General features: G+C 59.1%; 15 protein-coding genes and 1 tRNA gene. 12 read left to right on the forward strand and 4 right to left on the reverse strand.

The features are described 5' to 3' along the window. Positions 1-71 precede the first annotated feature (71 nt). The 4 genes from ACR0JN_RS14075 to miaA all read right to left on the reverse strand — a co-directional run bounded on the left by ACR0JN_RS14075 (position 72) and on the right by miaA (position 5,627). Complete coding sequence (locus ACR0JN_RS14075; RefSeq protein ID WP_480886455.1) at positions 72-1,535, reverse strand: ABC transporter permease; 1,464 nt, start codon at positions 1,533-1,535, stop codon at positions 72-74. Positions 1,536-1,548: 13 nt separating this feature from the next. Continuing rightward, a complete protein-coding gene (locus ACR0JN_RS14080; protein WP_480817076.1) occupies positions 1,549-2,595 on the reverse strand; it encodes an ABC transporter permease in 1,047 nt (348 codons plus the stop codon). Positions 2,596-2,716: 121 nt separating this feature from the next. After that, positions 2,717-4,387 carry an ABC transporter substrate-binding protein gene (locus ACR0JN_RS14085; RefSeq protein ID WP_480817075.1) on the reverse strand — a complete coding sequence of 557 codons (1,671 nt, stop codon included), beginning with the start codon at positions 4,385-4,387 and terminating at the stop codon, positions 2,717-2,719. 346 nt (positions 4,388-4,733) lie between these two features. After that, positions 4,734-5,627, reverse strand: a complete 894-nt coding sequence (gene miaA, locus ACR0JN_RS14090) for a tRNA (adenosine(37)-N6)-dimethylallyltransferase MiaA (protein WP_480886457.1) — start codon at positions 5,625-5,627, stop codon at positions 4,734-4,736. A 96-nt stretch (positions 5,628-5,723) separates the two neighbouring features. On the opposite strand from miaA, the gene pyrH reads away from it, so the two are divergent. From pyrH to ACR0JN_RS14150, 12 genes are all read left to right on the forward strand, one after another. Further along, positions 5,724-6,467 (forward strand): UMP kinase, encoded by a 744-nt coding sequence (pyrH, locus tag ACR0JN_RS14095; RefSeq protein WP_480817073.1) that lies wholly within the window; start codon positions 5,724-5,726, stop codon positions 6,465-6,467. A gap of 85 nt (positions 6,468-6,552) precedes the next feature. Further along, complete coding sequence (locus tag ACR0JN_RS14100) at positions 6,553-7,779, forward strand: aminotransferase class V-fold PLP-dependent enzyme (RefSeq protein WP_480886458.1); 1,227 nt, start codon at positions 6,553-6,555, stop codon at positions 7,777-7,779. A gap of 45 nt (positions 7,780-7,824) precedes the next feature. Then, the gene (locus tag ACR0JN_RS14105) at positions 7,825-9,246 is read left to right on the forward strand and encodes a cryptochrome/photolyase family protein (RefSeq protein ID WP_480886459.1); all 1,422 of its coding nucleotides are present in this window, start codon (positions 7,825-7,827) and stop codon (positions 9,244-9,246) included. Positions 9,247-9,315: 69 nt separating this feature from the next. Next, positions 9,316-10,524, forward strand: coding sequence for a class I SAM-dependent methyltransferase (locus tag ACR0JN_RS14110; protein ID WP_480886462.1), 1,209 nt, complete (start codon positions 9,316-9,318; stop codon positions 10,522-10,524). A 15-nt stretch (positions 10,525-10,539) separates the two neighbouring features. Continuing rightward, the gene (locus ACR0JN_RS14115; protein WP_480817069.1) at positions 10,540-10,980 is read left to right on the forward strand and encodes a TrgA family protein; all 441 of its coding nucleotides are present in this window, start codon (positions 10,540-10,542) and stop codon (positions 10,978-10,980) included. Positions 10,981-11,010: 30 nt separating this feature from the next. Further along, complete coding sequence (locus ACR0JN_RS14120; RefSeq protein ID WP_480886465.1) at positions 11,011-12,126, forward strand: NUDIX domain-containing protein; 1,116 nt, start codon at positions 11,011-11,013, stop codon at positions 12,124-12,126. A gap of 68 nt (positions 12,127-12,194) precedes the next feature. Further along, positions 12,195-13,229 (forward strand): cysteine synthase A, encoded by a 1,035-nt coding sequence (locus tag ACR0JN_RS14125; protein ID WP_480886466.1) that lies wholly within the window; start codon positions 12,195-12,197, stop codon positions 13,227-13,229. Further along, positions 13,229-15,661, forward strand: coding sequence for a DUF3772 domain-containing protein (locus ACR0JN_RS14130; protein WP_480886468.1), 2,433 nt, complete (start codon positions 13,229-13,231; stop codon positions 15,659-15,661). Before ACR0JN_RS14125 ends, ACR0JN_RS14130 begins: the two co-directional genes overlap by 1 nt. An 89-nt stretch (positions 15,662-15,750) precedes the next feature. Further along, positions 15,751-15,840 (forward strand) — tRNA-Ser (locus tag ACR0JN_RS14135). Positions 15,841-16,180: 340 nt separating this feature from the next. After that, positions 16,181-17,131: an ABC transporter substrate-binding protein gene (locus ACR0JN_RS14140; RefSeq protein ID WP_480817065.1), complete on the forward strand. Its 951-nt coding sequence runs from the start codon at positions 16,181-16,183 to the stop codon at positions 17,129-17,131. Positions 17,132-17,213: 82 nt separating this feature from the next. Next, a complete protein-coding gene (locus tag ACR0JN_RS14145; protein WP_480817064.1) occupies positions 17,214-18,251 on the forward strand; it encodes a quaternary amine ABC transporter ATP-binding protein in 1,038 nt (345 codons plus the stop codon). Next, positions 18,248-19,837, forward strand: a complete 1,590-nt coding sequence (locus ACR0JN_RS14150; protein ID WP_480886470.1) for an ABC transporter permease — start codon at positions 18,248-18,250, stop codon at positions 19,835-19,837. The genes ACR0JN_RS14145 and ACR0JN_RS14150 overlap by 4 nt, the downstream gene beginning before the upstream one ends. Positions 19,838-19,878: the final 41 nt, after the last annotated feature.

Here is a 19,878-nt window from a genome sequence, read left to right on the forward strand (position 1 = left end):
CGGGGGATCGCCTTCATCTGGCTAAAAATATCGCGGGGGTCCGGGAGCAGAGCCCCCGGCCTCGATCACAATCAGTCCTTCAGACTCTCTTCGCGCAGACCATCGGCCAACAGGTTCAACCCAAGAACCAGCGACAGCAAGGCAAGCGCGGGCGGAAGGGCAGGGTGCAGGTAGATCGATAGAAGCTTACGCCCCTCGTTAATCGTCGATCCCCAATCCGGGCTTTCCGGCGGAAGGCCCAGCCCAAAGAAGCCCAAAGTCCCCAAAAGGATGGTGGTGTAGCCGATGCGCAGACAGAAATCGACGATCAGCGGGCCACGCGCGTTGGGCAGGATTTCCCACAGCATGATGTACCACGGACCCTCACCACGTGTCTGGGCCGCAGCCACGTAATCGCGAGTTTTGATGTCCAGCGCCAGCCCGCGCACGATGCGGAACACCGTGGGCGAGTTCACGAAGACCACCGAGACAAACACCACCAGAATACCGCCCGGAATGTCGAACAGATCAAGATAGGTCGGCAGGCCCCAAATGCTGTAGCTGTCGGTGTTGATGATGTAGCCCTTGGTCGAAATCAGCGACAGGTAGAGCCACAGCGCAACACCCAGAACTCCGATCAACAACGGCGTCCGGAAACTCGGCCGCGTGTAAAAGCGCGAGTTCAGCAGGACGCCCAGGAAGATGATCGGGAATACGAACAGCACGGCGGCCATATAGTTCGGGACACCGGTCGCAACGATCTCGGGGGTGACCAGCAGGTAGAACAGCAGGATCACAGGGAAGGCCAGGATCAGGTTCGCCAGGAAAGACAGCAGCGTATCCAGCCGCCCGCCATAGTAACCAGCAGGCAGGCCCAGCGTGATGCCGACCATAAAGGCAAACATCGTCGCCAGCGGGGCGATCTGAACAACGATCCACGCGCCTTTGACCATGCGGCTAAAGACGTCGCGGGCCAGATTGTCACCGCCCAGAAGATACCAGGCGTACTGACCCTCTTCCAGATTGGGCAGGGGCGTGCCCGGCACCTTGTTCTTCATGCCCGAGACCTGAGATAGCGAGTCATGGGTCACGATCAGATCAAGCGCGCCGAAAATCCCGGTGAAAACCCAGAACATCACAAGGCCAAAGCCGATCATGCCGATGGGGCTGTCAAACAGCTTGCCATACAAGCCCAGCCTGCGTTTGAACGCGATCGACATGGCGTAAAGGATGATCAGCGACAGCCAAACCGGCAGGAATTGCTGGGAAATCGCGCCGATGATCCCGGCGCTCGTGCCCATCAAGATGCCAAGGACGATATAGGCAAGCGCAAGCCCGACACTGGCCAGGAAGCTGTAGCGCAGCGCGAACTGTATCATGTTCCGGGCGCTCGAGTTCGAGGTCAGCGTGCCGTCCGGATTGACCGTCATCTGGTCCTCGGGCAGCACCATGCTAGCCAGCATCCAGACGATGATGGACAGGGCCATCAGACCCAGCGCAAGCGCGAAGATCGGGTTGAGGAAGGCGATAGAGCCGGTCCAGGTAAGTGGTTCCATAATCTAGCCCTCCTTAAGCGATGCGAATGCGCGGGTTGAGGTAGACATAGCCGATATCCGAGATCAGCTGCGTCACCAGCACCACAAAGACCGACACGACCGAGATCGCCAGCAAGAGCTGGATGTCATTGTTGCCGGCCGCCTGTACCAGCGCCCAGCCAAAGCCCTTGTAGTTGAACAGGGTCTCGACGATCACCACACCATTCAGCAGCCATGGGAACTGCAACATGATGACAGTGAACGGCGCGATCAGCGCATTGCGCAGCGCGTGTTTCATAACGATGTTCGGGAACGAGACACCCTTAAGGCGCGCGGTGCGGATATACTGCGCCGTCATCACCTCGGTCATCGAGGCGCGGGTCATGCGGGCGATATAGCCCATACCGTACAGCGCAATGGTGAGCACCGGCAGAAAGAAGTTCTCAAACGTCGGGTTCTCCATCGCCTGCGTGGCGGTGCCCTTAAACCACTTCAATCCGACCGCGGACGAGGTAAAGATCGCGATGAAGATCACGCCTGAAACGTATTCTGGCGTCGCCGTCGTCGTGATCGCAAAGGTCGACAGCGTCCGGTCGGTGGCCGAGCCTTCCTTCATCCCAGCCAGAATGCCAAGGATCAGGGCCGACGGGACCATCAGCAGCATCACCCAGAACATCAGCCGACCCGTCAGGGCCAGCCGGGTGCCAACAACGGTTGAGACTTCTTCTTTGAAGACCGTGGAATATCCCCAGTACCCCTGCAGGATACCGCAGAAATTCGGTGCCTCTTCGGCGGACTGGCCCGGCAGAATACATCTGCCCTGAACGGTGCCGTCTTCGTTCGTATGCCGGTACGATGGCAGAACGCCCAGCCATTCGCCGTATTTGATCGGCACTGGCTGCAGATACCCGCCTTTCTCAAGGAAGCTTGCGACCTGCTCATCCGACATGCGGAAGTTACCTTGTGTTTTCGCAAGTTTTTCGAGGTTCGGGTAAAGGTTGGTCAGAAAGAAGACCAGGAATGTCAGACACAATGCTGTCAAAAGCATAATGCCGACGCGCCTAAGAATAAAAAGTCCCATGTTAGCCCCTGTTGGTCGGCCAGCGTGAATTCCTTAATGGGTTCACGCATCGCTGTTTTTTATCGCCGCTTTCATGACGAAAGGGCCGCGCCAGAGTGGCGCGGCCCTGTATGTCGTCGGCTTAGGAAACGATGCCGAACTTGTAGATTTGCGGCAGGTCCGCGATGTGCTTTTCAACACCTACCAGATTGTCGCGGTGGTGGCGCATTGCCGTCCGCCAGTAGGGTTGGATAACAACGCCCTCTTCAATCATGATCGCCTGCAGCTTTGCCATCACCTCGCGGCGCTGATCAACATCGGCGATCGAGTTCGCCTCGGCCAGCAGGGTGTCGAACTCTTCGTTGGCAAAACCGGATTCGTTCCACGCCACACCCGACTTGTAGGCCAGCGCCAGGATCTGCGTGCCAAGTGGGCGGTGGTTCCAGTTGGTCGACGAATAGGCGTATTTGGTCCAGTCGTTCCAGAAAGTTGAACCAGGCAGAACGGTGTGCTTGGCCTTGATGCCCGCGTCGTTCAACTGGGCGACAACAGCGGCGGTGGTGTTCCGACGCCAGTCATCGTCGATCGACTGCACTTCGTGTTCGTAATCGCCCATGCCCGCTTCGTCCATCAGGGCCTTGGCCGCTGCAGGATCATAGGGGATACGCGTTACCGACGAGTCATATTCGGGGTGCATCGGGCCAACGTGGCTGTTTTCGGCTGCGATACCATAGCCGGACATGCCAAGTTCCAGGCAGACCGCGTTATCCACGGCCATTGCAAGCGCCTGACGCACGCGTTTGTCGCCATAGATTTTGTTGCCGTCTGCGTCTTCAGCCAACTGGTTCGGGCGGATGACGATGGTAAAGCCGGACGGGATTTCCGAGCGAACCAGGCCGATGCCATCAAAGATGTCGACGAATTCACCGACCGACTCCCAGTTCATGTCGATCTCTTCAGCCTCATACGCGGCCAGGAAGGCTGCGGGGTCGGTACCGTAGTCAATGAATTCGATCCGGTCGACATAGCCGCCTTTCCCAGCCTCATAGCCCCACCAGTCGAAGCCTTCATTGCGGACCAGAACGCCTCTGACACCCACTTCGTGGCTTTCGGGCAGCATGAAGCCGGTGCCAATCGGGTTGGCCAGCATGTTTGCCGGGTCGTGGCTGCTGTGTACGATGGCTGCAGGATAGTCGGCCATACCGGGAATAATCGTGATGTCCGGCGCGTTGCACTTCAGTTTTACGGTGTGGTGGTCGACAACGGTGATGGCACCATCGGCGGCTTTCTGAGTGCTCTCGTCAACCAGCGACGCCATGCGCGACGCCATTGAGTTCCCTTCGACCGACGAATCGCACCATCCGGTAATGTTGCGCGCAACGTCTTCGGCGGTGAAATCGTCACCATTGTTCCACTTCACGCCTTTGCGGACGTTCAGAGTGTATTCGGTGGCGTCATCGTTAGCCTCCCAGCTTTCCAGCAGCATCGGCTTGAAGGAGCCATCGTTGTTGTATTCAACAAGATATTCCAGCCAACCAGCGGTGAAGGTCGCGATCTGGGTCCAGTCAAAGGTGCGCGGGTCTTTCAGTGCACGTACTTCCATCTGATAGCGGATGGTGCCGCCACGCTGCGGTTCGGCCGCGGCTGCCGGTGATTGCAGACCGATCATGCTGTAGGCCGCCGGTACGGCGACGCCCAGCGCGGTTACGCGAGCCAGGAATTCACGGCGGTTCAGATTGCCTTCGCGATATTCCTTGACGTGCATTTCAGCAGCCCAATGAACCGGCGCTCCGGTCAAAGTCTGATTTTTCATTTAGGTCTCTCCCTGTGACGCTATTTTTTTGTCATGAAGTTCTGAACTACCCGGCGTGGTGAGCGCCGAATGGTAGGTCGATGGGTTTTCTTTTTTGGATTCTCAACATCCCCATGGCGACATTCGGCACCAGAATTCCCTATAGGTCAATGTTCGAAATCGTCATTCGTGGGCGAAAAACGACATCCACACACTGCGTTTGCCTGTTCCAGACGGGCGATTGCCGCTCGGTTTGGAACGCTCGAAACGCTCTGACCCGACGATCAGGGGCGTGAAATTCACGCGGATTGCCGGTGTATCAGCGCTGTTCAAATGCCGCTTAGAAAAGAATCAACTGTGCGGAGTATCACTTTGAGAAATCAACGTGATTCCAGTTTTTCATCCGGGCGCGGAACCATGTGCGTTGGCGCTTTGCGAATTGACGGGTCGAGATTGTGGCTCTTTCGCGCGCCTGTTCCAGCGTCATTTTCCCGTCCAGATAGGCCATCAGCTCCGGCACGCCGATGGCTTTGCAGGCTGGCAAGGATGGGTCATACCGGTCCCGCATTGCCGCAACCTCGTCCAGCGCCCCCATGTCCAGCATCAGGTCAAAGCGGCGTTCTATGCGGTTCAAAAGCCAGTCTTTTTCAACGTCAAAGACAATGGGAACCGTGTCTTGCAAAGCCAGTACCGGGGGCGGTGTGTCGGACTGCCAGGACGCAAGGCTGCGTCCGGTGGCGTGCTGAACCTCCCACGCGCGCTGGACTCGGGCGCGATTGTTGGTGTCGATCCGGCCAAGCGTTTCCGCATCCACGCCCGCGATCAAGGCTTCAGTCGTCATCTGATCGGCCGTCGCGCGGGTTTCCGGCGGCGTGGTGGGGATCTTGGCCATGCCTTCCGTCAGAGCGGTGAAGTACAACCCCGTACCGCCGACGATAATCGGTCGTTGATCCGCAAATAGCAGAGGCACCACCTCGCGCAGCCAATGGCCGGTGGAATATTCCTGATCAAATGCGACATGCCCGTACAGCCGGTGCGGCGCGCGGGCTTCTTCCTCTGGCGACGGGCGTGCCGAAATGATCCGCCAGCAGTCGTAAACCTGACTGGCGTCAGCGTTGACAATCACGCCGCCGAACCTGTCGGCAATCTCCAGCGCGAGCGCGGATTTGCCCGAGGCCGTCGGCCCCGCGATCAGCACCGGTTTGCCCTGCGGTATGGGCGGAAGCGTGTCCCAAATATTCACGGCAGGGCGATTGGCCATTCCGGGTTGCCTTGTTGCTCAGTATCCGCATTGAACCTGCGGTGGTTTTGCTTCATTTTGCGCCGCAAATAAACCCGTGCCAGCCCGGAGCGCAATATGACCCTTACCCAGCCCGTCGAACCCCCAAAAACAAAATATAAACGTGTCATGTTGAAGATCTCGGGCGAGGCGTTGATGGGCGATCAGGGATTCGGCCTGCATCCGCCCACGGTTCAGCGCATCGCGCAGGAGGTGAAGTCGGTTCACGATCTGGGCGTCGAGATTTGCATGGTCATCGGCGGCGGGAACATCTTTCGCGGTCTCAGCGGCTCGGCACAGGGGATGGAGCGGACGACGGCGGACTATATGGGGATGCTGGCCACGGTCATGAACGCGCTGGGGATGCAGTCCGCGCTTGAGGAGGTCGGTGTGTTCACTCGTGTCATCTCGGCCATTCGCATGGACGAAGTGTGTGAGCCCTACATCCGCCGCCGCGCCGTGCGTCACCTTGAAAAGAAGCGGGTTTGCATCTTTGCCGCCGGAACCGGCAACCCGTATTTCACCACCGACACCGCCGCGACCCTGCGCGCGAATGAAATGGCCTGTGAGGCGATTTTCATGGGCAAGAATGGCGTGGACGGAGTGTATGACAAGGACCCCAAGGTTCACGCCGACGCCGTGCGCTATGACACTGTTTCTTATGACGATGTTCTGGCCAAGCGGTTGCGTGTCATGGATGCCTCGGCCATCGCACTTGCGCGTGACAACAACCTGCCGCTGATCGTGTTCGGGCTGGATGAACCGGGTGGGTTCCGGGGCATTCTGGCGGGTGAGGGGACGTACACCAAAGTTCAAGGCTGAAAGAACTGCCGTGATGTCTGGGATGCCTGGAAACATACCGGAGCATCTCTGTAATGCGAGCGGTGTGACTGAGGAGTGAGTGGCCATGAGCACTCTGGATATCGATTTCGTTCGGGCTCAATTCCCGGCCTTTTCGGAGCCCAGCCTGCAGGGGCAGGCGTTTTTCGAAAACGCAGGTGGCTCGTATACCTGTAAGCCGGTGATCGACCGGCTGACCCGGTTCTACACCCAGCGCAAGGTACAACCCTATCACCCGTTTGAGGTAAGCCGTCTAGCGGGCGAAGAGATGGACGAAGCCCGAGCCCGCCTGGCCGCCATTTTGGGCGTGGATACGGATGAACTGAGCTTTGGCCCCTCGACCACGCAAAACACCTATGTTCTGGCGCAGGCTTTCCGGCAATGGCTCAGCCCCGGTGAGGCAATTGTCGTGACCAATCAGGATCACGAGGCCAATTCCGGTCCGTGGCGGCGATTGGCGGATGATGGCATTGAAGTGCGGGAATGGCAGATCGACCCTGAGACCGGCGCGCTGAACCCACAAGACCTTGAGGACCTGTTGGATGAAAAAGTGCGTCTGGTCTGTTTCCCGCATTGCTCGAACGTCATTGGTGAGATCAATCCGGTGACCGAGATCACGGCGATCGCCCATGCCGCAGGCGCGTTTGTCTGCGTTGATGGCGTGTCTTATGCCCCGCACGGGTTCCCGAATGTAGGCGATCTGGGGCCGGATATCTATCTGTTCTCGGCCTACAAAACCTATGGCCCGCATCAGGGCTTAATGGTCATCCGGCGCACGGTCGGAGAGTTGCTGCCAAACCAGGCCCACCACTTCAACGGCGATGTGCTTTACAAGAGGTTCACTCCGGCGGGCCCGGACCACGCCCAGATCGCGGCAAGCGCGGGGATGGCGGATTACATCGAGGCTTTGAGTTCGCATCACGGCGGCCCGGACAGTAGCCCTGCCGCACAGGGGGCCTTTGTTCACGATCTGATGCGACTGCATGAAGTTGAATTGCTGCAACCCGTGCTGGATGCGTTGAAGGACAGAAACGCGGTTCGGCTGATCGGAACGGCTGACGCCACCCGGCGGGCACCGACGGTTTCGGTTGCGCTGAATCGCCCGGCGGAACCTGTTGCCGCCGAATTGGCAAGGCACAATATCATGGCCGGTGGCGGGGACTTCTACGCCGTGCGCCCGTTGCAGGCGATGGGGGTCGATCCTGCGCAGGGCGTGCTGCGGGTCAGCTTCACGCACTACACCGCTCGGCACGAGATTGATCAGCTTTTGGAAGCCCTTGACCGCGTTTTGTGATCCGGGCTTCAGCCTGTCGCGTAAACCGAAAAAAGGCGGGCAGGGATGAACATGCAATCTCCGATCATATTGTGGTTTCGGCGCGATCTGCGTGTCTCGGATCACCCTGCGTTGCAGTCGGCTGTGGAAACCGGTCGTCCGATCATTCCGGTTTTCATTCTCGACGATCTCGCTCAGCATTTGGGCGCGGCCCCGAAATGGCGACTGGGACTGGGGCTCGAGGTTTTCTCGGCCTCGCTGAAACAACTGGGAAGCCGCCTGATCCTGCGCCGGGGCGAGGCCTTGGACCAATTGCAGCGTTTGATTGCCGAAACCGGGGCCAAAGATGTCTATTGGACCCGCGCCTATGACCCTGATGCAATCGCGCGGGATACCGAGGTCAAATCTTCTTTGTCTCAGGCCGGGGTGAATGCAAAGTCATTCCCCGGCCATCTGTTGTTCGATCCTTGGACCGTCGCCACCAAAACCGGCCAACCCTTTCGCGTATTCACGCCGATGTGGCGGGCGGTGCAGGGCAGGGATGTTCCGGCCCCCATTGCGCCTCCGCCCCGGTTGCCAGCGCCCGAGGCATGGTCCGCGTCCGACCGGCTTGACGATTGGGCAATGGGGGCGGCAATGCGGCGTGGCGCGCATGTCGTGCGCGCCCATGTTCAACCCGGTGAACAGGCGGCCCATGACCATCTGCATGAATTCCTGACCCACATCAGCGCCTACTCCGACGACCGCGACAGGCTGGACCTTGGTGGCACTTCGAAGCTGTCGGAATACCTGTCGCTAGGTGAAATCGGCCCTCGCAGCGTCTGGCACAGCGTCCAGCGCGCGGCCATGATGGGCGCGCCGGGGACCGGAGCGTATCTGCGGCAACTGGTGTGGCGCGAGTTTGCCTATCACCTGATGTATCACACGCCACACATGCTGACCAAAAACTGGAAGCCGGAATGGGACTCGTTTCCGTGGAGCGAGGACACGAGGCATCCGCACGTCACTGCATGGCAACGGGCTCAAACCGGCATTCCCGTTGTCGACGCAGGTCTGCGTGAAATGTACGTCACGGGCCGGATGCACAACCGCGCCCGCATGATCGTCGCAAGCTACCTGACCAAACACCTGATGACCCATTGGAAAATCGGGATGCAGTGGTTCGAGGATTGCCTGATCGACTGGGACCCGGCGGCAAATGCAATGGGCTGGCAATGGGTGGCCGGGTCCGGCCCCGATGCCTCGCCCTTCTTTCGGATTTTCAATCCGCAGACCCAGCAGGAACGTTTTGACCCCAACGGAGGGTATCTGCGGCGCTGGATCGCCGAAGGACGCTCTGATCCGACCGATACGGCGTTATCTTACTTCGACGCGGTGCCGGTATCATGGGGACTGCAACCCGGTGCCGACTATCCGCCGCCCGTTGTTGATCTGGCCGAGGGGCGTAGGCGGGCTCTGGCGGCGTATGAAGGCCGAAAAAGCCGGTAACGAATTGAAAACTTGCCATAAACGGAATCCCGTCCTAGCTTTTGCTAAAGACCGCAGAGGGGAGAGCGGATGATCCTGACCACGACCGAGGGGCAGAAAAACCTGCCCAGATATTTCGCGCAGGTGTTCAGAATGCTGGACAAGATGGAGTCCGGGCGGCTGGACATCACGCTGCCCGATGGCCGCACGTTTCGGATGGAAGGCGGCAAGCCGGGCCCGGTCGCGCAGGTCGACATCCATGATGGCGACGTGTTCGCCCGCTTGATCCGCGAGGGTGAACTGGGGTTTTCAGACGCTTATCTGGATGGCCATTGGAGCACGCCTGACCTGCGCTCGTTCATGGATCTGGTGCATCGGGGCACGGAAACGGTTTACGACGGGTTCACCGGGCGGTTTCTCGTGCAGGCCTATGAAAGGCTGCGGTTCTGGCTGCATCGCAACAACCGCACTCAGGCAAAGAAGAACATTTCGTACCACTATGATCTGGGCAATGAGTTCTACGGTATGTGGCTGGATGACACGATGACCTATTCCAGCGCCTTGTTCGACACGGGGCAGGAGAGCCTTGAGAAAGCGCAGACCGCCAAGTATGCTAGTCTGGTGGATGAGATGGGCGCAAAGCCCGGTGATCACATCCTAGAAATAGGCTGTGGCTGGGGCGGTTTCGCCGAATACGCCGCCAAAGAGCGTGGCTTACGGGTCACGGGGCTGACCATTAGCAAGGAACAGTTGAAGTTCTCCGAAAAGCGCATTGAAAACGCAGGACTTTCCGATCTCGTTGAGTTCAAGCTTCAGGATTACCGCGATGAGCGGGGTGAATATGACGGCATCGCCTCGATCGAGATGTTCGAGGCGGTTGGGCAGAAATACTGGCCGGTCTATTTCGAAACCGTGCGGGATCGGCTAAAGCCGGGCGCTCAGGCCACGCTGCAGATCATCACTGTCGGTGACCACCGGTGGGATTTTTACAGGAATGGTGTTGATTTCATTCAGAAATACATCTTTCCGGGGGGCATGCTACCGTCGCCTACGATCCTGAAACAGGAAATCAATCAGGCCGGGCTGAGCGTGGTGCGATCCAAGGAGTTCGGCCAAAGCTATGACCTGACGCTGCGTCGCTGGTACGACACGTTTAATGACAAATGGGATCAGATTTCGGAATTGGGGTTTGATGAGCGTTTTCGCCGCATGTGGAATTATTATTTGACCGCATGCGGCGCAGCCTTTGACACCGGTAATTGCGATGTGACACAGATCACAATAGCAAAACCCAGTTAAAGAACGGACCCCGGAATGCCCAATGCCCCTCGACTAGTTGCCGCTGTTTGTCTGGTAGTGGTGGCCTTTCTGGTGTCCGGCATGATCATGGACAACGCGGAAGAGGGCAAAGACTACGGCTATTTCGTCTACGTCAACATCGCGTTGGGCTGGATCTGCGGCTGGAAGATCATGGGCAAGCGCGCGGGCAGGGGCTGGACTTCGGCTGTAAACAACGGGCTGACGGGCGTCGCCTCGCTGGTGTTCTGGGGCCTGTTCGTGCAGGGTTGTAACGAGATGTTCCGCCTTGCGATGCGTCACCGCTATGACGGCCCGTTCGAGGCTTTGAAAGCCATATTCGTCATAGGCATCGAGTTCGGCCAGCAATTGATGGTTCCCGAAATTCTGACGACGCTGGCCATCGGGGCCCTGGTCGCAGGGCTTACGACCGAAGAAGCAAGTCGCCGCTGGCGTTAAACGACCCCTCCAACCAGAGAGTATCCTTCGGTGTCAGATTTGTTCTTCTACGGCACGCTGCGGCACGTACCGCTTCTTGAACGTGTCCTGGGGCGCGAGGCGTCCGCGCTGCAGACAATTTCGGCTCAGCTTCCTGAGCACGCGGTGCGCGCGGTGGTGGGGCAGGATTTCCCGATGATCTGCAAGAAACCGGGCGGCACTGCGCCGGGGCTCTACGTTCGTGGCTTGACCGCAGATGATATTCAAAGATTGGCCTATTACGAAGGCGGGTTCGACTATGACCTGCAAGCGCTCCAGGTGGATTTGGACGATGGCACCAGGGCCGAGGCGCAGGTGTTCTTTCCGTCACCCGGCGCGTGGACCGCAGGTGATTTCTGGTCGCTGCAGGATTGGGTGGGCGCGCGGGGAGAGCTCACCGTTCTGGCCGCCGAGGAAGAGATGGCCTATTTCGGGCGCGTCGCTCCCAAGGATATGGCGCGCAGCGTGCGGGCCATCCAGACTCGCGCATGGGCCAAGCTGATGGCACGGCAGCGTGGAACCGGCGACCCTCGGGACCCCGCCAAGGACGTGATCGTACATCGCCACAAGCGCGCCTATGTCGACTACTTCGGGATGGAGGAGATTGACCTGCAGCACCGCCAGCACGACGGAACGATGGGCCCGGTTCTGAGGCGCGCCAGCCTGATGCAGGGTGCTGCCGTGGCTGTCCTGCCCTACGACCCGTTGCGCGATCTGGTTCTGCTGGTGGAACAATTCAGACCTCCGGTCTATCTGATTGACGATCCCGAGCCTTGGCTGTGGGAGGCTGTTGCCGGGATGATCGACCCCGGCGAAACCCCCGAACAGGCCGCCCATCGCGAGATGATGGAGGAGGCGGGCGTCAAGGTCGACGCGCTGGAATATGCGGGCGGGGCCTATTCCTCGAGCGGTTCGTCCACGGGCTACCTGTATTTCTATGTCGGGCTGGCCGATCTGACCAAAACGGTGGATGCCAGTGGGGTGGAGGCTGAGGGCGAAGATATTCGCAGCCGGGTTTTGCCTTACGATGAATTCATCGACATGGTGGACCGACATGTTTTCAAGGATTTACAGTTGCTGAACCTGTCGCACTGGCTGGCCCGCAACCGCGACCGTCTGCGCGCCTGACTATCGCGCTTGTGGTTGTCTGATCGCGGCTGTAAATCTTCCCTGATACCAAATGACATGAGGGTGCCATGCGCATTTCACGAGACCTTGCCGACGCAGTAGGGAAAACACCGTTGATCCGGCTGCGCCGCATCAGTGAAGAAACGGGATGCGAAATTCTCGGCAAGGCCGAGTTCATGAACCCCGGTCAGTCCGTGAAGGATCGCGCCGCGCTCTACATCATTCGGGATGCGGTTGCGCGCGGTGATCTGAAACCGGGCGGCACGATTGTTGAAGGGACGGCGGGCAACACCGGCATCGGTCTGGCGCTGGTTGGGGCCTCGATGGGGTTCAAGACCGTGATCGTGATCCCTGAAACCCAATCGGAGGAGAAAAAGGATATGTTGCGCCTTGCCGGGGCGCAACTGGTGCAGGTTCCCGCTGCGCCCTACCGCAACCCGAACAACTTTGTGCACTACTCACGCCGCCTGGCCGAGGAACTGGCGCAAACCGAGCCCAATGGCGCAATCTGGGCCAACCAGTTTGACAACGTGGCCAACCGGCAGGCGCATGTGGAAACCACCGGCCCGGAAATCTGGGAACAGACCGGCGGTAAGGTAGACGGCTTTGTCTGTGCCGTGGGTTCGGGCGGGACGCTGGCCGGTGTGGCTGATGCACTGCAGCCCAAGGGCGTGAAGATCGGTCTGGTCGATCCGATGGGGGCGGGGCTTTATTCCTATTACACCACCGGTGAGATCGCGATGGAGGGCGGCTCGATCGCTGAAGGGATCGGTCAGGTGCGCATCACCAAGAACCTTGAAGGGTTCAAACCGGATTACGCCTATCAGATGACGGATAACGAGGCGCTGCCTTATATCTTTGACCTTTTGCGCGAAGAAGGGCTTGTCATGGGTGGCTCGACAGCGATCAACATGGCGGGCGCGGTGCGTCTGGCCAAGGATCTGGGGCCGGGTCATACCATCGTGACCATCCTGTGCGACTACGGCACGCGCTACCAGTCCAAGCTGTTCAACCCGGAATTCCTGCGTGAAAAAGAGTTGCCGGTTCCCGACTGGATGACCGAAGCCCCACGCAGCATTCCCGGCGTATTCGAGGACGTATGATGCTGCGGCCGGTTCGCTGGTTTCTTGCGCTTGTCCTGACCTGCCTGCTTGTTCTGGGCGGCCCCGTTGCGGCCCAGTTGAACGATGAGCAGAGCGAATACTATCAGGGCTGGGTCAAGACGGCGGATCGTGCGGAATCTGTTATTGAGGCGGATAGGGCGTCAAATGCGTCGCTGGAAAACCTGCGCGCGGAAATCCATGAGTACCGCGATGATTTCAACAGCGCGCGCGGAGCAAATACCGAACGGATTCAGACGCTCGAAGCGCAGCTAAAGGCGCTTGGTCCTGAACCCGAGGGGGATGTTGAAGAACCCGAAGACATCGCCGCCTTGCGCGCGCATCTGGAAAGGCAATTAAACGCCCTGCAGGTGCCGCAGATTATCTCGGAAGAGGCGTTCAGCCGCGCCAATGGCCTGATCACCGAGATCGACAAGCTGCTGAGAAACCGCCAGAAGAAGGAACTGCTGGAACGCGGGCCGTCTCCGGTAAATCCGGTCTACTGGGGGCCAGCCTGGGTGGATGTGACCGAAGCCGGACGCAGCTTGTTCAATGAGGCGCTGAGAAATTTTCAGACCGATGTGGTGCATGAAAAGTTGCGCAATCAGGGCTTGGGCATCTTCCTGCTGGTCCTCGTCGCCGGAGTTTTGCTGTCCTACGGCAAAACGTGGTCTGAACTTGCCGGGAACTACCTGCGTCAACTGGGCGGGCAGGGCAGCGGGGTGTGGACTTTCCTGACATCGTTGCTGCGCATCCTCCTGCCCTGGCTTGGCGTCTGGCTGATTGTTGAAGCCATCGTCATGACCGGTGTGCCGGGTTTTCGCGGCACGCTGCTGATGGAAAAAGTGCCGTATTGGGCGGCGATCATCCTCTACTACGACTGGATCGGTCGGCAGGTCTATGTGCTGCAACAGGCGCAGGGGTTCAAACGGCTGAGCGCCAAACGCGTGGCCGAGATACGGGTCTACCTTGACCTGCTGGCGGCACTGCTGATCCTGCATGAACTGGTGAACCTGTTCGAGCAGATCGAAAACATCTCGGATGCAACACGCGCGGTTGTGGGATTCCCGGTCACTGTTGCCACCGCGCTGGTCCTGCTGCGGGTCCGCAAGGTCCGCAGTTCCGAGGCTCCAGCCGATACCGATGAGCCCGCCACAGCGCGCGGCGCGGGGCTGGGCCAGTTGATCGAGTTCCTGCGCCGCGCCTTGTTCCTGCTTGGCATTGTCAGCCCGATTTTGGCCGTCGTCGGCTATACGAACGCCGCCGAAGCCATCGTCTACCCAGCGGTCAAGTCTCTGGTCCTGATCGCCGCGCTGGTGATCGTGCAGCGGTTCCTGACGGCGGTCTACGGGTGGATCAGCGGGCAGGGCGAGGCGGCGAAAGAGTCACTGTTTGCCGTACTAATCGGATTTGCGATGGCTATTTTGGCGTTGCCCGTTCTGGCTCTGTATTGGGGCGCGCGGCAAACCGACCTGTCCGAGGCCTGGTCGCGGCTGTTGCTGGGTTTCGATATCGGCGGCGTCACCATCTCACCCAGCAACTTCTTCACCTTCGTGGTGATATTTGCCATCGGCTACGGGCTGACGCGGTTGCTGCAAAGTGGGTTGCGCAACTCGCTGCTGCCAAAAACCAAAATTGACCCGGGTGGGCAAAACGCGATCGTGGCGGGCACCGGCTATGTCGGGGTTTTCCTTGCAGCCCTGTCCGCGATCATGGTGGCCGGGTTCGATCTGTCGTCGCTGGCTATCGTTGCCGGTGCCCTGTCCGTTGGTATCGGCTTTGGCCTGCAGACTATCGTGTCGAACTTTGTCTCAGGCATCATCCTGCTGGTCGAGCGTCCGATCTCGAAAGGCGACTGGATCGACGTGAACGGGATGATGGGTTACGTACGCGACATTTCGGTCCGGTCAACCCGGATTGAAACCTTTGACAGAACTGATGTCATCGTCCCGAACTCGGACCTGATCAGTGGGGTCGTGACGAACTACACCCGCGGGAACACCATTGGGCGCGTAATCGTACCGGTTGGCGTTGCGTATGGCACCGACACCCGACGGGTCGAGAAAATTCTGGGAGAGGTTGCCAACAGCCATCCGATGGTGCTGGCCAACCCGGCCCCGAGCGTTGTGTTTCAGGGCTTTGGCGCGGATTCGCTGGATTTTGAGATCCGGGCGATCCTGCGGGATGTGAACTGGGTCTTGTCGGTCAAGTCCGACATGAACCACGAAATCAACAAGCGTTTCGTTGAGGAAGGCATTGAAATCCCGTTCGCCCAGCGGGACGTCTGGTTGCGCAACCCTGAAGTGTTGCACGGCCCGGTGCCGCCCCCGGAACCGCCCGCCGAGCCTGAAAGCGATCAGGCGAAGCCGCCTACGTCGCGGCCCGTCGATATGACAGAATCTGACCTTCCTGACGGCGATGGGGATGAGGTTTAGGGGTGTTTGCGACCCAACAGGCAAAGGTCGAATTTCGCCCCATTCCCCTCTTGCAAATCCTTAGGGGATAGTCCAAATATCGCCGGCACGGAGAGGTGGCCGAGTGGTCGAAGGCGCACGCCTGGAAAGTGTGTAGGCGGGAAACCGTCTCCAGGGTTCGAATCCCTGTCTCTCCGCCATATTCTTGTATTCGACCAGGAAACTTGCTGCGGCGGTGGGCGTCGCCAAGTCGATGCCTTGAGCGTAAGACGACCGGCCATGCACAGGCATTGACCGGTAAAGCCCAAGATTTCCCAATAAACCGAAACTCCGTTCCATGAATTTCGCATATACGTGGTTTCAATCACGTGGCGCTTGATGGCGGCGGCTCGTGCATGCTTCAATTTAAGCGTTTAGTTGGCAACGCAAGACACGAAACACAAGCATAACCAAAAGTGTCAGCCGACTAAGAACCAAAGCGCGCCACCGGGCGAACGGACCTGTCTGGTGCGCTTAAGATGTTCAACATGGAGAAATCGAATGAACAAACTATCGATGCTATTGGGTGGCGCTTCGATGGCGGTCGCCATGCCGGCGGTTGCGGCTGACATTGTAATCGGGGTTCCGAACTGGGCCTCGGTCAATGCAACGGCGCATATCCTTGAGCTTGTGATCGAAGAAAACCTGGGCCTGGATGTAGAGCTTCAGAACGGCACAAACCCGATTGTGTTCGAGGCGATGGATAGCGGATCAATGCATGTCCACCCCGAGGTCTGGATGCCGAACCAGCAGAACCTGCACGACACCTACGTCAAGGATAACGGCACCGTCGTGATGAACGGCAACCCGGTTCAGGCCGAGCAGGGCATGTGCGTTCCGACCTACATCGCCGAGAAGCATGACATCAAGTCCATCGACGACCTCAGCGATCCCGACAAGATCGCGATCTTCGATACTGACGGAAATGGCACGCCCGAGGTCTGGATCGGTGCGCCCGGATGGGCCTCGACCGTGGTCGAAAAGATTCGCGCAAAGTCATATGGTTATGATCAACTCTTCGACATGACCGAGTATGAAGAAACCATCGCTTATGCCAATCTCGCCAATGCGACCAAGGCGGAAGAGCCGTGGATCGGATTCTGCTACAGCCCGCATTACATCTTCGTGACGCAGGACCTGACCGTTCTGGAAGAGCCGGCCCATGATCCGGCTACTTGGACCATCGTGCAGCCGACCGACGACCCGGATTGGCTGTCCAAGTCCGAGGCTTCGACCGCCTGGAACGGGGCCACGTTGCACCTTCACTATGCCAAGGAACTGGAAGAAGCTCATCCCGAGGTGGCAGCCCTGTTCCGCAACTATCAGATGAAGGGTGACGACCTGAGCGCGATGGGTAAGGCCTTGGCCGTGGACAATGTCGAAGCGGCGGATTTCGCCCGGCAATGGGTGTCTGAGAACGAAGACACCGTCATCGGCTGGCTGACCAACTGACCCAGCATTCGGGGCCGTGGCGACAGCTCGCCGCGGCCCTTTTCCTATCTGCCTGGCAAAACAGCGCCTTATTGGGGGGCAAATGGACGAATCTGTCGTAAAACTCGAACATGTCTGGAAAATCTTCGGCAACCGCGCGCCCGAGGCGATGGAGGCGGTCCTGAAAGAGGGGCTCACCAAGCCGCAGGTCTTAGAACAATACGGCTGCGTAGTGGGCGTGCAGGATGCCAGTTTTGAGGTCTCGCGCGGTGAGATCTTTTGTATTATGGGCCTTTCGGGCTCGGGCAAGTCGACATTGGTGCGCCACGTGAACCGGCTGATTGAGCCGACGGCAGGCAAGATCGAAATCCTCGGCCATGATGTGTCGAAGATTTCCGAGACCGAGTTGCGGCGCATTCGAGCCCAGCAAATCGGCATGGTGTTTCAGCACATGGCACTGATGCCGCACCGCTCGGTTCGCGACAACGTGGCTTACCCATTAGAAATCCGCAAAGTTTCGAAATCCAAACGGTGGGCTGTTTCGGACCATGCATTGGGGTTGGTGAACCTGACGGGGTACGAGGATCGCTTGCCCAAGGAACTGTCCGGCGGGATGCAGCAACGCGTGGGCATCGCCCGCGCGCTAGCCTCGGACCCCGAGGTTCTGCTGATGGACGAGCCGTTCTCGGCCCTCGACCCGTTGATCCGCCTGCAGCTTCAGGACCAGTTCAAGGCACTGGTGGCGCAGCTCAAGAAAACGACCCTGTTCATCACCCACGATTTGGATGAGGCCATTCGCATCGGCCACCGGATCGCGATCATGAAGGACGGTGTCATCGTTCAGATCGGCACGCCCGAGGATATCGTGATGAACCCCGCCGACGACTATGTGCGCGAATTTGTGCAGGGCATCTCGAAGCTGAAACTCGTCAAGGCGCATTCGATCATGGAGCCCGTTGCCAGTTATTCCGGCCCGCTGGAGGGCGCGCCGCGCGCCGACGAGGCGGCGGATCTGGATCAGCTTATTGATTTGGCCGTGAACACCGACATGCCCGTCGTCATCACCGATGCCGGGGCCGATGTGGGCGTTGTGACCAAGCCGCGCCTGCTGCGCGGAATTCAGGGAGGCAAGCAAGAATGACTGACATGACCGCAGAAATCCAGGTCACTGCTGCCTCGGATATCGAAGTTGACCGTGACGCGCTGGACCGGTCGATCCACGAATTCACCGGCCCCAACGGGGACTACTACGTCAACTCTTTCCACAAGATCCACGACGCCACCAGTGCGGTTCCGAACACGTTCAATATGTGGGCGGCAGTCCTGGGACCGTTCTGGTCTGCGTCCCGCGCTGTTTGGGGGATGTTCTGGACGTTTCTGATCCTTGAAATCATCGCCTGGGTCCAGATCGGGCGCGGCTTATGGGGCAACCCGGGTGCCGAATTCGCAGATCGGGCGGCCACTCAGCAGGAACGGGCGCAAGAGTTCCTGAATCGCGCTGCTGCGGCCACCGAGCAATCCGATATCGACCGCTTTACGCGGATGGCCGAGAATATCCAAAAGGCGGCGGACACCAGTCTGGAAAGGGCATTAGCCGCGCAGTCCGAGGCATCCGGAATTCTGATCACCGGCCTGTTGATGCTGGTTGTGTTCAAGCTGGTACAGGGCTTTTACGCGGACCGGGTCTATGAAAAGCAGTACTCGAAATGGCGAGTTGACCCGGCGCGCGTCGAAAGTGGTCGCTCCACCCGCAACATTGTGCTGGGCGCTGTTCTGATCGCCGCGATCGGTCCGTTGATCGTGTACAAATTCACCGTAAACGCCTCACTTCCATTGTTGGACGCATTTCCCGAAAAAGAGGTGTCCGAGATTTTCCTGGGCGACGGTGGTGGAACTTTGTACTCCACTCTCGCGTCGTGGATGGAGGCGCAGATTGACGCCGCCGCACTGGCAGGTGGCGACATCTTTGATGGGATCGTTGCGGGTGTCCGCTCGGTCCTGGATGCGCTGACGATTGCGCTGATCGGCTCACCCTGGCCGGTTGTCATGCTGGTGATCTGTGTCACCGCATGGCGTGCCGCGGGACCTCGGGTCGCGATCTTCACCGCGTCCTCGTTGGCCTATATCGCGCTGCTTGGCTATTGGGACGTGGCGATGGAGACAGTCGCGCTGGTGGGGGCAGCGGTGCTGCTGTGCGTGGTCTTTGGCATTCCGCTGGGCATCTGGTTCGGCAAATCCCAGCGCGCCTATCGAGCGGCGGAACCGGTTCTGGACCTGATGCAGACGTTGCCGGCCTTTGTGTACCTGATCCCGATCATCGCCTTTTTCGGCACGGGCAACCCGCCGGGGATTCTCGCGACGATCATCTTCGGGATGCCGCCGGTGATCCGCCTGACGGCTTTGGGGATGAAGGGTGTTCCTGACAGTATCAAAGAGGCTGCCGTGGCCTTTGGTGCCTCGAAATGGCAATTGCTGAAGGACGTTGAAATCCCGCTGGCCTTGCCGTCGATCATGACCGGGGTGAACCAGACGATCCTGATGTGTCTGTCGATGGTGGTGATCATCTCGCTCATCGGGGGCGGCGGGCTGGGCAAGGAAATCCTTGAGGCGCTGCAATACGCTGCCAAGGGTCCGGGCCTGTTGGGTGGGTTCGCCATCCTGTTCTGTGCGATGGTTATAGACCGCATCGTTCAGGGGGCCTTCCGGCGAGAAGACGAGAAAGTTTAATGGCATCAACGCCTCCGGTCCTGCCGGGGGCGTTTTTCGTT

It is taken from the genome of Ruegeria sp. G12 (genome assembly GCF_056533565.1).

Excerpts from the sequence above, each read along its gene's own strand:
- ACR0JN_RS14075 (WP_480886455.1), bottom strand. The coding sequence starts at position 1,535 with ATGGAACCACTTACCTGGACCGGCTCTATCGCCTTCCTCAACCCGATC.
- ACR0JN_RS14080 (WP_480817076.1), bottom strand. The coding sequence starts at position 2,595 with ATGGGACTTTTTATTCTTAGGCGCGTCGGCATTATGCTTTTGACAGCA.
- ACR0JN_RS14085 (WP_480817075.1), bottom strand. The coding sequence starts at position 4,387 with ATGAAAAATCAGACTTTGACCGGAGCGCCGGTTCATTGGGCTGCTGAA.
- miaA (WP_480886457.1), bottom strand. The coding sequence starts at position 5,627 with ATGGCCAATCGCCCTGCCGTGAATATTTGGGACACGCTTCCGCCCATA.
- pyrH (WP_480817073.1), top strand. The coding sequence starts at position 5,724 with ATGACCCTTACCCAGCCCGTCGAACCCCCAAAAACAAAATATAAACGT.
- ACR0JN_RS14100 (WP_480886458.1), top strand. The coding sequence starts at position 6,553 with ATGAGCACTCTGGATATCGATTTCGTTCGGGCTCAATTCCCGGCCTTT.
- ACR0JN_RS14105 (WP_480886459.1), top strand. The coding sequence starts at position 7,825 with ATGAACATGCAATCTCCGATCATATTGTGGTTTCGGCGCGATCTGCGT.
- ACR0JN_RS14110 (WP_480886462.1), top strand. The coding sequence starts at position 9,316 with ATGATCCTGACCACGACCGAGGGGCAGAAAAACCTGCCCAGATATTTC.
- ACR0JN_RS14115 (WP_480817069.1), top strand. The coding sequence starts at position 10,540 with ATGCCCAATGCCCCTCGACTAGTTGCCGCTGTTTGTCTGGTAGTGGTG.
- ACR0JN_RS14125 (WP_480886466.1), top strand. The coding sequence starts at position 12,195 with ATGCGCATTTCACGAGACCTTGCCGACGCAGTAGGGAAAACACCGTTG.
- ACR0JN_RS14130 (WP_480886468.1), top strand. The coding sequence starts at position 13,229 with ATGCTGCGGCCGGTTCGCTGGTTTCTTGCGCTTGTCCTGACCTGCCTG.
- ACR0JN_RS14140 (WP_480817065.1), top strand. The coding sequence starts at position 16,181 with ATGAACAAACTATCGATGCTATTGGGTGGCGCTTCGATGGCGGTCGCC.
- ACR0JN_RS14145 (WP_480817064.1), top strand. The coding sequence starts at position 17,214 with ATGGACGAATCTGTCGTAAAACTCGAACATGTCTGGAAAATCTTCGGC.
- ACR0JN_RS14150 (WP_480886470.1), top strand. The coding sequence starts at position 18,248 with ATGACTGACATGACCGCAGAAATCCAGGTCACTGCTGCCTCGGATATC.